Origin of the sequence: Arsenophonus endosymbiont of Crataerina pallida (genome assembly GCF_964020125.1) — a bacterium.
Classification (GTDB): Bacteria; Pseudomonadota; Gammaproteobacteria; order Enterobacterales; family Enterobacteriaceae; genus Arsenophonus; species Arsenophonus nilaparvatae.
On the sequence record NZ_OZ026540.1, the window covers coordinates 2,897,104 to 2,915,441 of the forward strand.

Here is an 18,338-nt window from a genome sequence, read left to right on the forward strand (position 1 = left end):
GGAGAGAAAAGTTGTGCTCTCATAATCATCTTAATGAAAGTTGTCATAATAAGATACTCTGCCCGCAATGTGATTTATTGGTAGCATTACCGGTTTTAGAACAAGGCACTAAAGCCAGCTGTCCACGCTGTCATACTGTTTTATCTGCTAAGTGGAAGTATCCAGCTAATCAACCAACTGCAATAGCGATTAGCGCATTAGTGATGTTGCTTATTGCCTGTTTATTTCCTTACGTAAAAATGAGTGTCATGGGCATTGAAAGTCAAATTTCACTGTTTAATATTGCTCATCCCATGTTTGATGTAAATTATGCTAGTCTTGGCTGGTTTTTTCTCCTTTTTGTCGTGGTAATACCCGCTTTTTGTATGGTTGCCATTATTTTATTATGTCAACGAGTTAATCTCCCGCTTTGGTTAAAAATAAATCTTGCCAGGACGTTATTTCAAATGAAAACCTGGTGCATGGTAGAAATTTTTCTAGCTGGTGTGCTGGTTAGTTTTGTAAAACTAATGGCCTATGGTGAAATTACTTTGGGTATCAGTTTTGTTCCTTATTGTTTTTTTTGTTTGTTGCAGGTCAGGGCATTTCAATGTTTAGATAGACATTGGTTATGGCAGCAAATAGGTGAAGTGCCAAAGCTTGAGATCCCACTGCAAGAAGGCAAAAGTGGTATTAGTCAAAACGTCAGATCCTGTCATATTTGTATGGCCATTTTGCCAGCTGAACGTAAATACTGTCCTCGTTGCCATACCAAAGGCTATGTTAGGCGACCTAATAGTTTACAAAATACCATGGCATTATTGCTCTCCTCATTAGTCCTTTATATTCCAGCAAACGTTTTGCCTGTTATGATCACCAATACATTAGGTAGTAGACTAGACTCTACTATTATGTCCGGTGTTATTTTGTTATGGGGTGATGGTTCGTATCCGGTCGCCATTATTATTTTTATTGCTAGCATTATGGTACCTAGCTTAAAAATAGTGGCAGTAGGCTGGTTATGTTTTGATGCTAAAGGTTATGGCAATCGGGATCCGGCGAGGATGCATTTTATTTATGAACTTGTTGAATGGGTTGGACGTTGGTCAATGATTGATGTTTTTGTGATTGCAGTATTATCGTCATTGGTGCAAATGGGACGATTAATGAGCGTTTCACCGGCACTTGGGGTGATTTTATTTGCTGCTGTTGTGATTTTAACCATGTTTGCGGCAATGACTTTTGATCCGCGTTTAACTTGGGATCGTTGTAATGTTGTATCGCAGAGTAGAATTCGGTTAGAAAAGGGGTTGCAAGGTGGCTAATAAAAATAACACTGACGCGCAAGCAAAGATCAGTAAACTAAAAAGCTGGTCACCGATTTGGATCATTCCAATTATCACCATCTTTATTGGTGCCTGGATCCTAATTTACCATTTTAGCCATTTAGGTCCTGAAGTGACATTGATTACCTATAATGCCGAAGGTGTTGAAGCGGGAAAAACCAAACTTAAAAGTCGTAGTGTTGACATAGGCTTGGTGGAAAAAGTTTCTCTTGATAACAACTTTAAGCGTGTAATTATTAAAGCACGTTTAAATGATGGCATGAGGGATTTGTTAAAGAAAGATACCGCATTCTGGATCGTTAAACCGGCTATTGGCAAAGAGGGAATAACCGGTTTAGGCACGCTATTTTCTGGCGTATTTATTGAAGTACAACCTGGTAATAGTGAACAGCATGCTGAGAAATTTGATTTATTAGGTTCGCCGCCATTAGCTTCACCTGATGCTAAAGGTATTCGAGTGATTTTGACTAGTGATCAGGCTGGTAGATTAAATACTGGCGCCCCAGTGCTATTCCATGGTTATCGAGTCGGTTCGGTAGAAGCGAGTTCGTTTGATATTAAAAGCCGCAATATGCATTATCAACTCTTTATTAATGCCCCTTATGATGGGCTAGTAACGGAAAATGTTCGTTTTTGGCGGGATAGTGGTATTGCTTTTGATCTATCGGCACAAGGTGTTCGCTTAGAGATGGGCTCTTTAACCACACTATTTAGTGGTGGGGTTAGTTTTGATGTTGTAGAGGGTTGGCAACCAGGTAAGAGGGTGGAAGATAAAAGCCTATTTAGACTCTATGAAGATCAAAGAAGTATTCAGAACTCTTTATATACTGTACACAAAGATTTTATTTTGTTTTTCTCTGATTCAGTTCGCGGATTACAACCTGGCGCACCAGTTGAATTTAGAGGAATTCGCTTAGGAACCGTGATGGAGGTTCCGTTTGATTCTGAGAAATTACGGCAAAAATTGGATAATGAATTCCGTATTCCGGTTTTAATTCATATTGAGCCTGGTCGTGTTAGTACCGATATTGATCTAGAAAAAGAGTTTGCCGCAGCATTAAGACAAGGATTAAGAGCAGCTTTAAAATCGGCTAACCTAATTACCGGAGCATTGTATGTCGATTTGGATTTCTATCCAGAAAAAGGCCAATGGAAAGGGCCATTAAAAGTTGCTGATTACGATATTATTCCAACGGTTAGTGCTGGATTATCACAGATCCAACAAAAAGTGGTTGAGGCATTAGATAAAATCAATCGTCTGCCGATTGAGCCTATGATAAGTCAAGCCACAAATACGCTAGCAGAAAGTCAGAAAACCATTCGTGAAGCACAGCGTACTTTATCTGAGTTGAATAAACTGATGACTAGCAAAGACTTTCAAAAGATCCCTGCTGATCTGCAACAGACTTTGCTTGAATTGAATCGCGTTATGCAAGGTTTGCAACCAGGATCACCTGCCTATAATAGAATGATCGATAATATGCAGCGTCTTGATCAGGTGTTAAGAGATATTCAACCCGTTATTAAGACATTGAATAATAAGAGTAATGCACTTGTTTTTGAAGCAAAATCGATCAAGGATCCAGAACCGAAGAAGGTGACAAAATAATGAGATATTTGGCATGGATTTTGTGTTTTTTACTTATCGGTTGTAGTAGTGGTATTGAAAAATCTTATTATCAATTACCAACAACGCCGAGCTTAGTGACTAAAAAAACTGATTTACTAACGCAAAAACAGCTTTGGGTACAGACGGTGCAATTGTCTGGAATATTGGCAGCTAATGGTATTACTTACCAAACTAGCGATGTTAATTATGTTAATGCAAACAATCATCTATGGGCAAGCCCATTAGAACAGCAATTGATGCAAAATTTAGTCAATCAGTTATCTATAATGTTGCCTAATCGATTAGTATCGGCTCAACCGCTGGAAAACAGACCTGACAGCCTTAATGTCTTTTTGACCGCTTTTCATGGCCGTTATGATGGTAAAGTGATTATCCAGGGAAACTGGATTTATAAAAGTGATAAAGGCATTTTCAAGCGAGATTTTAGTCTGCTGCTTGATCAAGATGAAAATGGCTATTCGGCATTAGTTAGGACGTTAGCAAGAGGCTGGACTCAGGTTGGACAATCTATAGCGAGCCAATTATCTTGAATGTATAAAATATTACATATTAGCCCCTTCAGCTTGATAACAGAAGGGGTTTATGACAAAAAAATCTGGCTTTAAAAGCTGCTTGTATCTTGAAATAAACCGACTTTTAAATCTTTTGCTGTGTAAATACACTTATCATCAACCAAGACTTCACCATCAGCCACACCCATAATCAATTTTCGATTAATAACACGTTTTAAATGGATACGGTAGGTTACTTTTTTTGCGGTTGGCAAAACTTGTCCAGTAAATTTGACCTCACCTACGCCCAGTGCTCGGCCTTTACCTTTACCACCAAGCCATCCCAGGTAGAAACCAACGAGTTGCCACATTGCATCTAAACCTAGACAACCAGGCATAACGGGATCATTAGTGAAGTGGCAACTAAAAAACCATAAATCAGGTTTGATATCAAATTCTGCTTCGATAAACCCTTTATCATAATTGCCGCCAGTTTCGGTTATTTTTGTAATGCGATCCATCATCAACATATTACCGGAAGGTAATGGCGGCCCATTTTCACCAAAAAGTTCACCTCTGCCGGAAGCATCCAAATCTTCTTTTTTATAGGAGTTGCGTTTATCAACCATATTACTAAATAGCCTTATTATTAATAATAAGGCTAAAGAATAGCGTACACTTGTAAGCTGAGCAACTCCGATCAGCTATTTTTTTAATTTAATTCAGCCACTTTAGCAGCCCCATGAATTTGGGTCTTTCTTGGTTATTAGCCTGAGTAATTCGTTCTTGTATTAAAGCTAACAGATGTAAGTTATTTGTATCATATTGTTGCTTATAGTAAGCATGTTTGGTTAAAATTGAAATGGCTTCAGAAACGTGTTCAACCGGCCAAATGTGAAATACGCCAGATTTGACTGCTGCAATAAGATCGGTTTTTAAGCATAAATGACGAATATTAGCCGCAGGAATGATAACGCCTTGCTGACCGGTTAATTCACGTTGGAAACAGACGTTAAAAAAGCTTTCGATTTTTTGGTTAATACTACCAATCGGTTGTACATAACCGAATTGATCTACTGCACCGGTAACCGCAATTTGCTGATCGATAGGCTGAAGAGAAAGTGCACTAATTAATGCACAAAGTTCAGCTAATGATGCGCTATCACCATCAACTTCATTGTAAGACTGTTCAAATACGATTGAGGCAGAAAAGGGTTGTGGCTGTTCAAGCTTTAATTCGTAATTGAGATAGGCTTGCATAATCATCATGCCTTTAGCGTGAATATTACCGCCCAGTTCAACTTTACGTTCTACATCAGTAAACTCACCATCACCGAAGTGAGCAACACAAGTAATACGTGATGGTTCACCGATAAGTTCTGGATGCCCTGGGTACTGCATAACCGATAAGCCATTGATTTGGCCAATCATTTCACCTTCAGTTTTAATAAAAACTTGTTTTTGCAGAATATCATCTAGATTGCGTTTGGCTAGGTAACCATGTTGCCACTGGCGCTGTTGCATCGCTGTTTGGAACGATTTTGCAGTTAACTGATTATCTTGTTGAAATTGATTTGCCTCAGCTAAACAACGAATGAGCCACATTCTATCTAGCGGTAGGATGGATTTGTCTTCCGTATATCGAATTGCTTGAGTAATGAAGGTTGGCCACGCATCAGTAGTTAAAGCAGGAAATTGGCAATCGGTAATAATTTGTTTAATAAATTGCATCCATAGCGATAATTGACTACTATGTTCAAAATTCAATTCAAATTCATATTCGCCATAGGTAGCTTGAGAAAAAAGCTCAGGCTCTTTTGTTTCCAGTTCTTCAAGGCTAAAATGATCGCCGACCAAAATGAGCATAATATCAAGTGGCATTGAATCAATTGGATAGGGTAAAAATTGATTATCATTGGCTGGAAGCCATTCAAACCGTTTTTGCATCACCATCTGTTTTAAGCGCTGCCACATTAATGGCTGCGCTAATAATGTACCAACGGAAAGTAATAATATTCCGCCATTGATTTTATGTAATAGTCCTGGCTCTAAGTGAACACTATTTTGATGTTGATGAACACTGCCAAATAATTGAGGCATTTCTATCCAGTTACAGAAATAGACCGAATGACAGGGCGTAAATGATCCTTTAGTGCCTGCTTGCCAATGAAATCTTCCATTTGATTGTTGATAATCTCCAGTGATAGCTACTGAGGATGGATTAATATTTTTAATGCATTTTGCTAACTCAGATAAGTAGCTTTGGCATTCTAATGCTTTAATGACAGCAAAAGGAGAATAGGTTGGTGTTAATAAAAACCTTTCAAGACTATTATATAATCTAGGTTGAATGATGGCCAAAGTGGCATTATCTAGTTTATCAGCAGCAGCAAAAAGATTAAGATAAGGTTCATAATCAGGTGCTAAATTCTGCCATATTAATTCGTTACTAATCACGCTATTTTTCAACTTATAATTTAGATAAAAAGTTTATAAATTATCCTCAATATCCTGATTGTATGAAGTCAAGATAGAAGACATTTTAGAAATACGCTATTGTTTTTAGAGAAACAGGTACATTTTACTATGAAAACAAGATATCCGTTTCCAGCATTATAAAATTTTTAGGATGAAATCATTATATTAACGTTTGTTTAAATTTATGCCACTATTAATTTTGTATATTTTAAATATAATTTTATTCATAAACTGTAGTAATAAGTGCAATAAAAAATGTAAAAGTCTAGTCAATGTAAATAATTTGGGACTGAACATTAGTAACTAATGGTTAATATCCAAGTAGTAAGCTAATGACAAAAACCACTAATACAGTAGATAGAATGTATTATTTCAATTTAGAACATAGTAAAAGTTACTAGCTATAAATGTGAATAATCATATTCTATCGCACTAATTATGATTTTTTGTCGATTGACTTGTATAAATAGGAAAAATTATATTTTTTGCTAACATTTCAATATAGTGTGATTTCTTACTAAGATTTTATTAAGTTGGCTAAAAAACCAAACGTTTTTATTTTTAAATGTTGTTATAATTACATAAGTTACGTTGTCACAGAGATGATTATGAAATATCAACAGCTTGAAAATCTTGAATGTGGTTGGAAATGGGATTACTTGGTTAAAAAGTATCGCGATGGTGAGAATATCACTAAGTATATAGAAAAAAGCGCCATTCAGGATGCGATTGAGCAACTGTTGAAATTAGAAAATACCCCAACAAAAGTGATAAACTGGATAAAAAATCATATGTCGCCAGATTTATCCAATCGAATGAAGCAAACAATTAGAGCCCGCAGAAAGCGACATTTTAATGCCGAGCATCAGCACTCATGTAAAAAATCTATCGATTTAGATTTTCTTGTCTGGCAAAGACTATCTATTTTAGCAAGAAAACAAGGCTGCACGTTCTCTGAAGCTATTGTGCATCTTATGAAGATGCAGAGAGAAAAGACCAGTATGCAAACCAAATGTCGACATTTAAACAGGATTTGCAAAATATACTGGGTGACTAGCGTAAAAATAGGATCTTAAATCTGGATTTTTTAGCCATCTTAGCAATAAATTTTAAGCAAAAAAATAACCCTTTAAAAAAGGGTTATTTTATTTGTAAATAAATAATTTTTTAAACAGATACTACGGTTGCGGAGTTACTTCTGTAGTACCTTGGATCTCGATTTCAACTCGACGATCTGGTGCTAAGCAATTGATTAATGCAGCGCGAGGTTTTACGTTATTACAAGTACTACCTGTTACTGGATTTTCTTCTCCGCGACCTTGTGAACTAGTTGCGTTCGCTGGAATACCTTTAGAAATCAGGTAGCTCATAACTTCATGTGCGCGTTTCTGAGATAAAGGTTTGTTGTAGGATGGTGAACCAATACGGTCAGTATAGCCAAGAACCATCACACGACCTTGAGTTGGGTCAAGATTCGTTAGTTCGCTATACAATTTATCAAGTTCAGCTTTACCTGCTGGCTTCAAGGTATGTTTATTGAACTCAAATAAAACGTCAGAACGTAAAGTAAAACGTTTGTTTTCGATTGGTGCTGGTACAATCACAGGCGCTGCGTCTTGATTGAATCGATATGCAACACCAACGCTCAACATCCCATTATCTGGACGAACGGATAGTGAATCTTTATCACCAATATGACTCACCCATTGATAATCTAAACGAGTTGCCCATTCAGGGGTAATAGCATATTCAAGCCCTAGCGCATAAACTGGAGAAACACCAGTGTCATGCTCTTTAAAGGAATCTTGCCCGGATACGTTTGCTTTTGCATCAGTCCGCCATACCATACCACCGAGACGACCATAAACATCTAATTCGTCTGTCAGTGGATAGCTTAGACGAGCGGTTAATTGAACACCCATCGATTTCAGGCTACCGTTATTTGGCTGACCAGAATATCTCATTCTGCCAAACCAGTCATAACCTAATTCGAAACCGAGATATTGATTATGTTGGTAACCAACATAGGCACCTGCGCCTAGTTGATCGCGCTTAGTTTTACCACTGCCAACATTTTCATCGTAAGGATGAAAGCCGGTATCTTCAAAGTGTGACCAACCTAATTTAGCACCGGTATACCAGGTATTATCTTTGGGTGCGGCCTGAGCTGCAGTTGCGAAAGCTGCCACTGCTACTGCGATAGCTATCTTTTTCATTTTACGCCTCGTTATCATCCAATATAGGCATCAGCTTCTTGAGCTTTTTTATAAGCCGTATGGTTTAAAATGCTGGTTAAGTTATTACGCTCTACTATCTTCGTTTCTACTTTATCTGCCTAAGGAATTATTCAAATAAAAAGTAGAATCAAAGCACTACCTTAACGTTGTAAAGTCTACAACGAACTTCAAAAGTTACAAGTAGAGGAAACATTAATCTCATTAACTTTTTAATAGGCAATCGGTGAATTATAGATATAATTTATAACTATATTGCCATGGTTAAAGAATTAACCAAATGATTTATATTATTTTTTTTTGTTTTTGTCTATTGTCGTTTACAATTCTTCAAATAGATTAGGAATAATCCTAATCTAGGCTAGTGATAATAATTAGAATGAATTTTTAGCTGATTAGAATGTCCGCGGGCACAATTTATATTTTCAGGCCGCATAACAAAGCCAATACTGTTTCCTAGCTGTGCTGCATGCTCTAAATGTTGTAAACATGATGGTGATAAAGTCGGTAACCAGCCTAAGACAATACTACAATTGCCGCTAGATAATGCTTTTATCATAGCAATAACGCTCATTTCTGGGCTTAGTGAATTTATTTGTACTGTTTTATTTAATGGTAGCTCTGAATTAATCAACCAATTACGGCTTAATTTTCGGTTAGGATTTAGCCATAATAGCCAACGAGATTCATCGCGAAGCCGGTGTAATAATGATGTCAGAAGTACTTCAACTATAGGATTATTTTCATTATATACCCATTCATTAACTACGCCGTTTGAATATACTGGCGCATTTCTATAATTTGGTAATAGTAAATTTTGGACATTACTAGGTTGATTCTCTGTTTTTATTGGGTAATTCCATGTGTTGGTATTCATATTGACCTCAGTTTATTACTGTACGTATATACAGTAATTGTATATTCATATAATATCAAGCCGATTTTTACAAAGCGCTTCGCAAAAAATTAATTTTTCTGCTTAATTGAACATTTAATTGTTGCAGTTTGGATAGGATTGCGTATTTTTTATTCTGCCTGTTAAGTAGAGTATTTTTATTAACTATTAATGAGTTAAGTGGATATATGCGACAGTTTATTTATTATAAATATTGAATATAAAGGGTAACTATTAAGTTATGTTTTGTAATTGGTAAGATATTTATTTAGCTATATTTAATTTAATATTAAACGATGCTTAAGGTTTTATTCGTCGCCTTTTGTATACACGGTTTTGCAATAATCAAGGAGGTTTTTAAAGTGGATGAAATAACTTAATAAATTTTCTTACTATTTTAACTGATTAAAATATGGAGAAGTATAAAAATATTAGATTTGTGAGCGTTCACATGGAGAGTGGCAATTATGCTTTTATTTGATTCTCGTTTTTCTTGTTTGCAAAGCCTAATGGAAAATTATGGCCACATAAAGAAAAAACCGCATTTCGGGGGTTATTGTATTCTAGTCAATCATGTCATTATTGGGCAGGTATTGGATGGCGAGTTTTATTTGCGAGGTTGTTTATTTGCTGAACTTCAATTTGAAGTGTCAGGATTGCAAAAACTGATTTATACCAAGAAAGGCGTTCCTCTTATATTAAAGTATTTTTTTATCAATGAAATGCTTTGGAATGATAATTTACTTTTATGTTATTACATTGATCTCGCTTATAAAGCGGCCGTGGAAGAGTTATCTCAGAAACAGCATTCACATATCAGGATTAAAGACTTACCAAATATGAATATGTCGATAGAAAGGGCATTAGGTAAAGTAGGGATTAACGATGTAGACTATTTAAAAATGTTAGGTGCTAAAGTTTGTTATTTAAAACTAAGGCAGAAGAAAGTCAATCTGAGTATTAAATTACTATTTGAATTAGCTGGGGCTATTGAAGGCTATCATATTGCAGTACTTCCTGAGTCAATAAAAATTGAATTAATTACTTGGTACAATAGCCTAACGTAAAGAAATACATCAAGAAAATGATTTTATGGCCAGTTTTATATTTAATAAAATTTACTAATTATAACTATTTTAGTCTGGCTCTTGTTGGTTAATAAAAACAATCAGAGAGGTGATTTCTGGCAACAGGTTAATTAATAATAATAATTGCTCAACAATGAGTTGTTCTTTGTTATTTTCTCCTAATTGTATGGTTTGGAAGCGTTGAATCAATGGGTTGTCTAACTCTTTGACTGCTTGGTTATTTAATAAGGCAAAATTCAACGCCGACTCAATATAGGCGATTGTACTATCAAGAATAGATAAAATAGTTTGATTATTAAGTTGTTCGCGATGTGCTCCCAAGGCGGAAATATAACTCAACATACTGTGATTAAGGCGGAGTAATCTAAAAATTTTTTCTGGAGAGATATTATTAGTTTTTATTCTGGCTAGCATATCGGATAGAACGGAAACTAGCTCTGCGTCATTAATGTGGGCATCGCGACGGGTAATACGATAATCGACACTGTTATTTCTACCTTGATGATACTGAAATAAAATAGCGGCAAGATAACGGCAATTACTGTTTAATGTTTGTTGCAGGACTTTAGGTAGTTGTCGAAATTTCCAATCAGGCCAAATATAATTTACTGCAATCCAAGCAATGCTACAACCAATGATTGTATTAGTTACTCGGGGAAGCATAACGTTGAACCCTTCACCCAATAAGTTAAAACTCAGTAAAACCAGCAGAGTAATAAATAAGGTGGCTTGGGCATATTGACCATTGCGGAAGGTAAAGAAAAAAACGCCACTAATAATAATGAGTAAGAGTTGTCCTTCAATAGAGGGTACGAAATAGAGCAGAGGTAACCCAATTAGAATAGCGGCGATGGTTCCAATAATACGCAAGATTAAGCAATTCTTAGTTGCAATATAATTTGGTTGGCATACAAATAAACTTGTCAGTAATATCCAATAACCCTGTGGTAGATTAAAGCATTGAACAATAATATAACCAGTACACAATACTACTGACATTCTGATCGCATGGCGAAACAGTGTTGAATTAAGTGTTAAGTTACTGGTAAGTGTGAGCCAAAAGTCACTGATGTTAGACAATGAATTGTCAGAAAGTTGTGTTTCTGTCAATGATTGGCTATGTGGAGTTTCTATTTGCTCAACAGCAATACTATTAAGTTGAGTATCTATCTCTTTAAGATTAACTAATAGGTTATAAAGTGCGTTTATTTGTTTGTTGTTGGAATATTGTTGTGTAAGGTGTTGCAATGAATTTTCCAGATTAGCAAATGCATATTTAAATTTTGCATTATGCTGATACCTTGTATGAGATAAAATGGAGTGAGCAACCAATTGGCATGCTTCAGCTTGCATTGATAATAATTTCTGGAATCGGAAAAGAATATCACTATGCGGAAAATCCTGATTTAAATTTTGATATTTAATGTGCGATGAACTTGCTCGCTCATGGATATCTTGAACAATAAAATAGTAATGTAGGCTATTGCTAGTCCCTGATTGGTTTTTATTATTTTTCAAGCGACTAAGCAGTGTTACTTTCATTTGATTCATAGTATTGACCAGTTTGCTATTGGCCATTGCAAGATCAAAGATCGATTGTTGATAATTTTCTTCAATCTCGGGGTTAAATAAATTGGCTTTATTAGCTAGGTAGATAGAAAGTTGTTGGTAACATTGGGCTAATTTATTATGTAAGGGCTGGATAGGAAGAAAAATATGACTGATAAGTGTTGTATAGATTGCGACCAGAAGTGCGCCAAAGGCGATTGTTCCATAGGGTAACCCGAGAACACCAAGAAATGTAAAGCTAAAAGTTGATAACGCTAAGCCAATAAAAAATAGCCACGGGTAGGGAAATAGTAGCTCAACAGTGACCGAGGCAATCAGAAATGATAATAGGGTGATGGCGATATTACGAAGCTTACCAATAAATCGATCATCAAGATCAGTTAATGCAGCGGCAACGACACCCAGTGTTAAAGGGATAGTTATTTTAAGTTGTTCACCTAAAATCCAAGGGAGTAATGTTGTTCCTGAGAGCGCAATTAGTATTCGGATATAATAAAGGATGTTGCTATTATAAAATACATGGCGAAAGCTAGAGAACATGGTAAGCACAATAACCCCTAATTTGTCAGCATACTGATTAATAGTATAAAAGCATCCATAATAGCCTATAAGGTTTAGCAAAGAGAAAAAACTTTTTCTTGCCATCGCCTAACACATTTTAGCTAAGGTAGTGTGTAATGGAATTGAAATCGACACATGTAGGTCAGCGTTTCGCTCAACATCCTTATAATCGAGTTCGTCTATTGAATGCGGGTGTGGAAGTGAGTGGTGAAAAACATCAGTATCTCATTCCGTTTAATCAACTTGTTGATATACGTTGTAAACGAGGTATTGTTTGGGGAGAGCTTGAATTTGAATTACCAAGCAACCAGGTAGTTCGTTTACACGGTACCGAATGGAACGAAACACAACATTTTTTTCATTATCTTATTGATATATGGAAAAAATGGAGTCAAGAGATGAGTTCGATTTGCTCAGATGTTTTATCTGAACAAGTGCAAGAAATAGAGAAATACTTAATCCAGGATAGTTGGTTTACCCATGCGCAACTTATTCTGTTGCAAAATCAAATTAATAGCAGATTAAATGCCCTTCCAATGCCGCTTGTGCGTTTAAATGAATTCACAAGTTGCCGCCAAAATTATGCTGTTTGTCAGCATTGGCTCCATTTGAGCCATCAGGCACTATGTGACATTAATCAATATTGGGTCGCTCGCTTGCTTAAGCAGTACTCTGAATTTTTTCAGCAACTTACTATTGCTCCGTTAAACCAATCTCAAATCAATTGTGTGGTCAATGGCGAACAAAATATTTTAGTATTGGGCGGACCAGGTAGCGGTAAAACGTCTGTTTTAATAGCGAAAATGGGTTGGCTTTTACTCAGGCAACAGGCTATTGCTGAACAGATTTTATTACTTGCGTTTGATGAGAAAACAGCAAAAAAAATGAATGAATTGGTTCATACTGATTTAGGGCAGCCAGCATTTCAGGCAAAAACTTGTAATAGCTTAGTACTGCATATTATTCAAAGTTGCAGTAATAAAAATGTTGCTATTAGTGAATTAGAAATAAATGAACAAAAAAGACATAATTTTCTGATCAGTGAATGGCGAAAGCAGTGCCATGAGCGAAAAGCGCAGGCAAAAGGGTGGCGTGAGTATTTAACGCGAGAATTAGCTTGGAATATAGCTAGCGGTGAGTTTTGGCATGACAAGCAATTAGCAAAAAGATTAGTGGTTCGTTTAGATAATTGGCTTAATTTATTACGTATACATGGTGGCAGTCAGAAAACAATAAGTGAATTAGCAACGCCAGAAGAGAGCAAGCAACTGCAAATGGAGCTGCGATTAGTGGCACCCATTATTAAAAGATGGAAATCGATGCTAAAAGCCGAGGGGGCAGTTGATAGCTTAGGGCTGATACATCAGGCAATTAATTTATTACAGAAAGGAAAATTTATTAGCCCATGGAAATACATTCTGATTGATGAATTCCAAGATTTTTCGCCATTAGAAATGCAGTTACTGCAGTTATTACGAGAACAGAGTATACAAACTCACTTGTTTGTAGTTGGTGATGATGGGCAAGCAATTTATCGTTTTCCGCTAGCAAAATTAAATTTAATTGCTTCTTTTGAACATTATTTTGGTCAAGGAGTTTATTGTACACTTGATACTACTTATCGTTTTAATGATCACATAGCTAAAATTGCTAGCCAATTTATACAAATGGATCCTGAGCAGCAGATTAGACCATTAAAAAGTCTTGTTAAAGCAAATAAAAAATCAATAGTTTTATTACCAGAAGAGCAACTGGAAAATCTGCTTAATAAAATGAGTGGTTATGTTACTGAAAAAGAGACGATTCTCATTTTATCACGTTATTTTTATTTGCAACTGGCTGTGATTAAAAAAGCTAATACCCGTTGGCCTAAATTAAATATTAATTTTATACCTATCCAAGCTGCCAAAGGGTGTCAGGCCGATTATGTTATCATCCTTGGATTAGACCATGGAATAAATGGTTTTCCTATATGTGAACCTGAGTCTGCAATAGAAAAAGTATTATTACCAAAGTTTAATATTTTTCCCAACCTACAAGATAGACATTTATTATACGTTGCTTTGACTAGAGCTAAAAAGCAAGTTTATTTATTGTATGATAAATTAACACCGTCGATTTTTGTTGAGCAATTGAAAAAATTAGGTGTATCGCAACAAAAAAGAGCATGACTGTTATTTATTATAACTTTTTTATTATTTAACTGGATTATTGCTATTGTTGTTAAAAATATATTTTAGCAATTATAACTTAACGTTATTTGTCAATTCGGGTTTCAAGGTATTGTTGATAATTTGGGATCTCAATTTCAGTTTCATGATCAAAAGCCGGCGATGTGATAATGAAATCAGCACTAGCTATATTCGTGGCAACAGGAATGTTCCATACAGTAGCGAGTCGAAGTAGCGCTTTTACATCCGGATCATGTGGAACTGCATTTAATGGATCCCAAAAGAAGATCAAAATATCGATTTTTTGTTCGGCAATCATCGCGCCAAGTTGTTGATCTCCTCCCATTGGGCCACTGAGCATATTAATAATCTTTAATCCGGTATGTTGATGAATTAAGTTACCCGTTGTACCAGCGGCAAATAATTTGTGTGTTTTTAGCGCAGAAATATGTTTTTGCACTCATGTTAGTAGTGATAATTTACGGTGATCATGGGCAACCAAAGCAATATTTTTACTTTTTTCCAATCTGCGAATAACGGATTCCATAAATTTCCTTACATTGATAGATATTTACTAGTTTAGCAACTAACGCACTATGCCAATATTGATTGAGTTAACTCAACAAATTCGACAAGTGTAGTAGCACTTTATTGCGATTTATATCATAGTTTAGTAATTATTTTTTAAATTATGGAGTTGTTGTAAATGGATGATCCGAAACTGACAGATATTTTAACTAAAGTGAAATTTATAGCATTAGTTGGCGCTAGTGATAAAGTTGACCGCCCAAGTTATAAGGTGATGAAATACCTTATAAATCAAGGGTATAATGTAACCCCTGTCAGTCCAAAACTAGCTGGCAAAGAATTACTCGGTCAAAAAGTTTATGCCCATTTAGTTGATATTCCATATCCAATTGATATGGTTGATGTTTTTAGAAATTCAGCCGCTGCCTTTGAAGTTGCCGAACAGGCAATAGCAATTAATGCAAAAGTAATTTGGCTACAATTAGGTGTTATTAATCAAGAGGCTAAAAAGATGGCTGAGCGAGCAGGATTAGCGGTGGTGATGAACGCTTGCCCTAAAATAGAGATACCTCGCTTAGGCTTAGAGAAATAGATCAAGGAAGATGATAGACTAACCATCTCCATTGATTGTATTTAAAATTAGTTAATTACGTAATTGTGGGGCTCTAAGTTGAGTTTTAATTGATTCCGACAGCTCATCTAACGATGACTGTTCTGGGTGCTCATCAGAAGTTTCATAAGTAATCTGGGCTTCAGCCAGATAAGTGTGAATAGGTTCACCATTATCATCTTCCATAACGACATGGTACCAGGGAGCTGAGCGTAGAGCTGCATTAGCTGCAATATCGTCATCCTGTGGTTTATCCAGAGAGTATTCGGCGTCAACATCGACGATTACTCCAAGATAACCCAGCAGTTTGTGCCTTACTTGTTGCCCAATACTAAATTTACTGGTAGTCATCATAGCTACCTCCTAAAAGCCTTGCATATTCTATAGGTAATGATATGTGGGTAATAATATAAATTTCAAGCAGGTCACTCTGTTACGCTAGTTTCTTAATAACTCTAATCCATGTAGATTAAAAACTCTATACTATGAGAGTATCTGTTGTTTACACAAAAAACAATATGTTGAAGTTATTATTTATTATAAGAGAGCACTAAAATGCGAAAGATAGGTAGAAATTACTATATATATGGGCGAGTTCAGGGTGTAGGGTTTCGTTATCATACCTTGCATTGGGGCAAAGAACATGGACTATATGGTTATGTTTATAATCGTTATGATGGTAGTGTCAACATAAAAGCTTTCGGTACATTACAGCAAATTCAGCAGCTAGAGGATTGGCTAAAAGCTGGTGGGCCAGTGGGTGCTAAAATTGAATATTATAAAAGTGAAGAGTGCCATGTTGAAAAAGAGGTAGTAGATTTTCATATTCGACACTCGCTGTGATAACTCAAATACATTTTACTGGCTTAGGTAAACCTGCAAGTTTTGTTGCTTGTTTCGCTGGTCCTTTTGGAAAAAGGCGATAAAGATAGCGGCTATTACCAATATCCTCACCATATTTTTTAGCAATTGCCTTTACTAACATACGAATAGACGGCGAGGTATTGAATTCGAGATAAAATTCACGAATGAAGCGAATAATTTCCCAGTGTTGCTCCGTTAATGTAATATTCTCTTGTTTGGCTAGTAGATATACCATGGATTCACACCATTCTTGGCTATTTTTAAGGTAACCATCGGCATCAGTGTTAATTTCACGACCTTCAAATATAAACATATGATATTTCTAAGCTTAAAAAAATGGCTGGTTAATTTAACAAAATTGAACTCTTTACCCAAGTATATTAGTAAAATGCCGATAAATTAAGCGAATAATCACTTAATAGCATAAATATATAGCGATTAAATTATATAAGGCTTTACAACCATTCAAGCTGTGTTTATAGTTCTTGGCATTGTGGAGGGGTGGCCGAGCGGCTGAAGGCAGCGGTCTTGAAAACCGCCGATGGGAAACCATCCGAGAGTTCGAATCTCTCCTCCTCCGCCATTTTCGTTTTAGTCGCGTCTTTTAAACACAGACAAATCTTTATCAATCCAACAAATTAGTAAATTTCATTGTGTACAATGGGTTATTGCAATCTTGCTACAATTTATTATATCGAATTGTTCACTGTCATTTTTATCCCATCGATCTATAAAGCTATTTGATATGGTTAGTAAGCTCATTTAGTCAAATTAATATTTACAAAAACCAGAATTAAATAGATAACGCTAAACCAATAAGTCATTAATGAAGATTCAATGAGTCTCATTTTATGTAAAAGAATGTTTTATTATTCTTTTGAGGAAAAGTTTTGCATTAAATTTAACCTGACAGATATCATATAAATAATGGACAACTGTCAGTTTGTATAAATTTAGTTAATAATTTTAACTTGTTTATATCATAATTAAAATATTAACGATTTGACTTCGAGCAAAGAAAGCCAGTTGTAGGAATAAGATCAAGATTAAAATGAGAATCTTTTATTTCTGTTAATTTTAGAGCAATACCTTCTTCATTTTCTGGTTTAAATTCTAAAACCTTTAACTTTTTAGTGATATCATTGTACTTAATCTTTGCATAGCCTTTAGAGATTAAAATAGCATTATCATTACGTTGAATAATATAATCTAAAATTATTGTTCCTGCTGAATCATCAATTTCTATTGTCGCATATTTATCATCGGGATCAACAGGACTCACTGAATCAATTTTTATGGTTGCACCAGTAGAACTGGTAATCGTTACTCTAAATCTATTGTTTGTTTTAAAGATTTTATCAGTGAATCGAAAAAATACTAAAAAACCATCACCCATTGTATTTATACTCATAGTTAATTTCCTATAGTTGATCGTTAAAAATATTTGCTTTAATGACTATATTTTATTGTTCTTATTGATTGATAAGATCATTCTTAGTATTAGTTTTCGATAATTTAAATTTGCAGAAAACTAAAATATATAAAAATAATTTTATGATATTTAAAAATAAAAAATTAATATTGCTATTTACGTTTGATAAGATATTTGCATATTTGCATAATTTTTAATGGTTTTCTATTTAATTTAAAATAAAAATTATGAATTTCTTATCAATAAATTTGATTAATTATTTTTATAAAAAATAAAACTTTATATTAAAAATGCAATTAGTAAATATTTGTTGAAGTTATATAAAAATTATTTTATTTTTATGAAAAAATTAATCATATTATAAACATTATTCTAGATAAAATATTTCTTATAAAAATATAATTTATTCTTTATAAAGAAAAGTTGGTAATCAAATAAAAAATTTTTTCTAAATGAAAACAG

General features: G+C 34.9%; 15 protein-coding genes, 1 tRNA gene and 2 pseudogenes. 9 read left to right on the forward strand and 9 right to left on the reverse strand.

All coding sequences use genetic code 11. The features are described 5' to 3' along the window. Positions 1 to 11: 11 nt before the first annotated feature. From pqiA to pqiC, 3 genes are read left to right on the forward strand one after another with little or no spacing between them, the layout of a single operon-like run. Positions 12 to 1,304 carry a membrane integrity-associated transporter subunit PqiA gene (pqiA, locus tag AACL31_RS15400; protein ID WP_310511148.1) on the forward strand — a complete coding sequence of 431 codons (1,293 nt, stop codon included), beginning with the start codon at positions 12 to 14 and terminating at the stop codon, positions 1,302 to 1,304. Next, on the forward strand, positions 1,297 to 2,934 hold the full coding sequence (gene pqiB / locus AACL31_RS15405; protein ID WP_310511147.1) for an intermembrane transport protein PqiB: 1,638 nt from the start codon (positions 1,297 to 1,299) through the stop codon (positions 2,932 to 2,934). The genes pqiA and pqiB overlap by 8 nt, the downstream gene beginning before the upstream one ends. Then, positions 2,931 to 3,485: a membrane integrity-associated transporter subunit PqiC gene (pqiC, locus tag AACL31_RS15410; RefSeq protein ID WP_310511205.1), complete on the forward strand. Its 555-nt coding sequence runs from the start codon at positions 2,931 to 2,933 to the stop codon at positions 3,483 to 3,485. Before pqiB ends, pqiC begins: the two co-directional genes overlap by 4 nt. A 71-nt stretch (positions 3,486 to 3,556) precedes the next feature. Here the strand turns inward: pqiC and fabA are convergent, their stop codons facing one another. After that, positions 3,557 to 4,075: a bifunctional 3-hydroxydecanoyl-ACP dehydratase/trans-2-decenoyl-ACP isomerase gene (gene fabA / locus AACL31_RS15415; protein ID WP_310511146.1), complete on the reverse strand. Its 519-nt coding sequence runs from the start codon at positions 4,073 to 4,075 to the stop codon at positions 3,557 to 3,559. A gap of 88 nt (positions 4,076 to 4,163) precedes the next feature. Continuing rightward, positions 4,164 to 5,903: a Lon protease family protein gene (locus tag AACL31_RS15420; RefSeq protein ID WP_310511145.1), complete on the reverse strand. Its 1,740-nt coding sequence runs from the start codon at positions 5,901 to 5,903 to the stop codon at positions 4,164 to 4,166. A 629-nt stretch (positions 5,904 to 6,532) separates the two neighbouring features. Between AACL31_RS15420 and matP the strand changes: the two are divergent. Next, a pseudogene (gene matP, locus AACL31_RS15425) lies at positions 6,533 to 6,981 on the forward strand (macrodomain Ter protein MatP). A 121-nt stretch (positions 6,982 to 7,102) separates the two neighbouring features. Here the strand turns inward: matP and ompA are convergent. After that, positions 7,103 to 8,140: a porin OmpA gene (gene ompA, locus AACL31_RS15430; protein WP_339053329.1), complete on the reverse strand. Its 1,038-nt coding sequence runs from the start codon at positions 8,138 to 8,140 to the stop codon at positions 7,103 to 7,105. A 379-nt stretch (positions 8,141 to 8,519) separates the two neighbouring features. Continuing rightward, positions 8,520 to 9,035, reverse strand: a complete 516-nt coding sequence (gene sulA / locus AACL31_RS15435; RefSeq protein WP_310511143.1) for an SOS-induced cell division inhibitor SulA — start codon at positions 9,033 to 9,035, stop codon at positions 8,520 to 8,522. Between the two features lie 485 nt (positions 9,036 to 9,520). On the opposite strand from sulA, the gene AACL31_RS15440 reads away from it, so the two are divergent. Beyond that, positions 9,521 to 10,120 carry a TfoX/Sxy family DNA transformation protein gene (locus AACL31_RS15440; RefSeq protein ID WP_310511142.1) on the forward strand — a complete coding sequence of 200 codons (600 nt, stop codon included), beginning with the start codon at positions 9,521 to 9,523 and terminating at the stop codon, positions 10,118 to 10,120. Positions 10,121 to 10,189: 69 nt separating this feature from the next. Here AACL31_RS15440 and yccS read toward each other — a convergent pair whose 3' ends face one another. Next, positions 10,190 to 12,259: a YccS family putative transporter gene (gene yccS / locus AACL31_RS15445; RefSeq protein WP_409013889.1), complete on the reverse strand. Its 2,070-nt coding sequence runs from the start codon at positions 12,257 to 12,259 to the stop codon at positions 10,190 to 10,192. A gap of 128 nt (positions 12,260 to 12,387) precedes the next feature. Between yccS and helD the strand changes: the two genes are divergently transcribed. Beyond that, complete coding sequence (helD, locus tag AACL31_RS15450) at positions 12,388 to 14,442, forward strand: DNA helicase IV (protein WP_339053330.1); 2,055 nt, start codon at positions 12,388 to 12,390, stop codon at positions 14,440 to 14,442. 85 nt (positions 14,443 to 14,527) lie between these two features. On the opposite strand, the pseudogene AACL31_RS15455 reads toward helD, so the two are convergent. Beyond that, a pseudogene (locus AACL31_RS15455) lies at positions 14,528 to 14,989 on the reverse strand (methylglyoxal synthase). A gap of 159 nt (positions 14,990 to 15,148) precedes the next feature. On the opposite strand from AACL31_RS15455, the gene AACL31_RS15460 reads away from it, so the two are divergent. Continuing rightward, on the forward strand, positions 15,149 to 15,562 hold the full coding sequence (locus AACL31_RS15460; protein ID WP_310509016.1) for a CoA-binding protein: 414 nt from the start codon (positions 15,149 to 15,151) through the stop codon (positions 15,560 to 15,562). Positions 15,563 to 15,613: 51 nt separating this feature from the next. Here AACL31_RS15460 and hspQ read toward each other — a convergent pair whose 3' ends face one another. Continuing rightward, the gene (gene hspQ, locus AACL31_RS15465) at positions 15,614 to 15,934 is read right to left on the reverse strand and encodes a heat shock protein HspQ (RefSeq protein ID WP_180560911.1); all 321 of its coding nucleotides are present in this window, start codon (positions 15,932 to 15,934) and stop codon (positions 15,614 to 15,616) included. 201 nt (positions 15,935 to 16,135) lie between these two features. On the opposite strand from hspQ, the gene yccX reads away from it, so the two are divergent. Further along, the gene (gene yccX, locus AACL31_RS15470) at positions 16,136 to 16,423 is read left to right on the forward strand and encodes an acylphosphatase (protein ID WP_032116695.1); all 288 of its coding nucleotides are present in this window, start codon (positions 16,136 to 16,138) and stop codon (positions 16,421 to 16,423) included. Positions 16,424 to 16,427: 4 nt separating this feature from the next. Here the strand turns inward: yccX and tusE are convergent, their stop codons facing one another. Then, the gene (tusE, locus tag AACL31_RS15475) at positions 16,428 to 16,757 is read right to left on the reverse strand and encodes a sulfurtransferase TusE (RefSeq protein ID WP_032116696.1); all 330 of its coding nucleotides are present in this window, start codon (positions 16,755 to 16,757) and stop codon (positions 16,428 to 16,430) included. 182 nt (positions 16,758 to 16,939) lie between these two features. Between tusE and AACL31_RS15480 the strand changes: the two genes are divergently transcribed. Then, positions 16,940 to 17,027, forward strand: a tRNA-Ser gene (locus AACL31_RS15480). Between the two features lie 411 nt (positions 17,028 to 17,438). Here AACL31_RS15480 and AACL31_RS15485 read toward each other — a convergent pair. After that, positions 17,439 to 17,855: a hypothetical protein gene (locus AACL31_RS15485; protein WP_310511139.1), complete on the reverse strand. Its 417-nt coding sequence runs from the start codon at positions 17,853 to 17,855 to the stop codon at positions 17,439 to 17,441. Positions 17,856 to 18,338: the final 483 nt, after the last annotated feature.

Coding starts and splice junctions, on each gene's coding strand:
- sulA (WP_310511143.1), bottom strand. CDS start 9,035: ATGAATACCAACACATGGAATTACCCAATAAAAACAGAGAATCAACCT.
- hspQ (WP_180560911.1), bottom strand. CDS start 15,934: ATGATGACTACCAGTAAATTTAGTATTGGGCAACAAGTAAGGCACAAA.
- helD (WP_339053330.1), top strand. CDS start 12,388: ATGGAATTGAAATCGACACATGTAGGTCAGCGTTTCGCTCAACATCCT.
- AACL31_RS15460 (WP_310509016.1), top strand. CDS start 15,149: ATGGATGATCCGAAACTGACAGATATTTTAACTAAAGTGAAATTTATA.
- fabA (WP_310511146.1), bottom strand. CDS start 4,075: ATGGTTGATAAACGCAACTCCTATAAAAAAGAAGATTTGGATGCTTCC.
- yccX (WP_032116695.1), top strand. CDS start 16,136: ATGCGAAAGATAGGTAGAAATTACTATATATATGGGCGAGTTCAGGGT.
- AACL31_RS15440 (WP_310511142.1), top strand. CDS start 9,521: ATGCTTTTATTTGATTCTCGTTTTTCTTGTTTGCAAAGCCTAATGGAA.
- AACL31_RS15485 (WP_310511139.1), bottom strand. CDS start 17,855: ATGAGTATAAATACAATGGGTGATGGTTTTTTAGTATTTTTTCGATTC.
- tusE (WP_032116696.1), bottom strand. CDS start 16,757: ATGTTTATATTTGAAGGTCGTGAAATTAACACTGATGCCGATGGTTAC.
- ompA (WP_339053329.1), bottom strand. CDS start 8,140: ATGAAAAAGATAGCTATCGCAGTAGCAGTGGCAGCTTTCGCAACTGCA.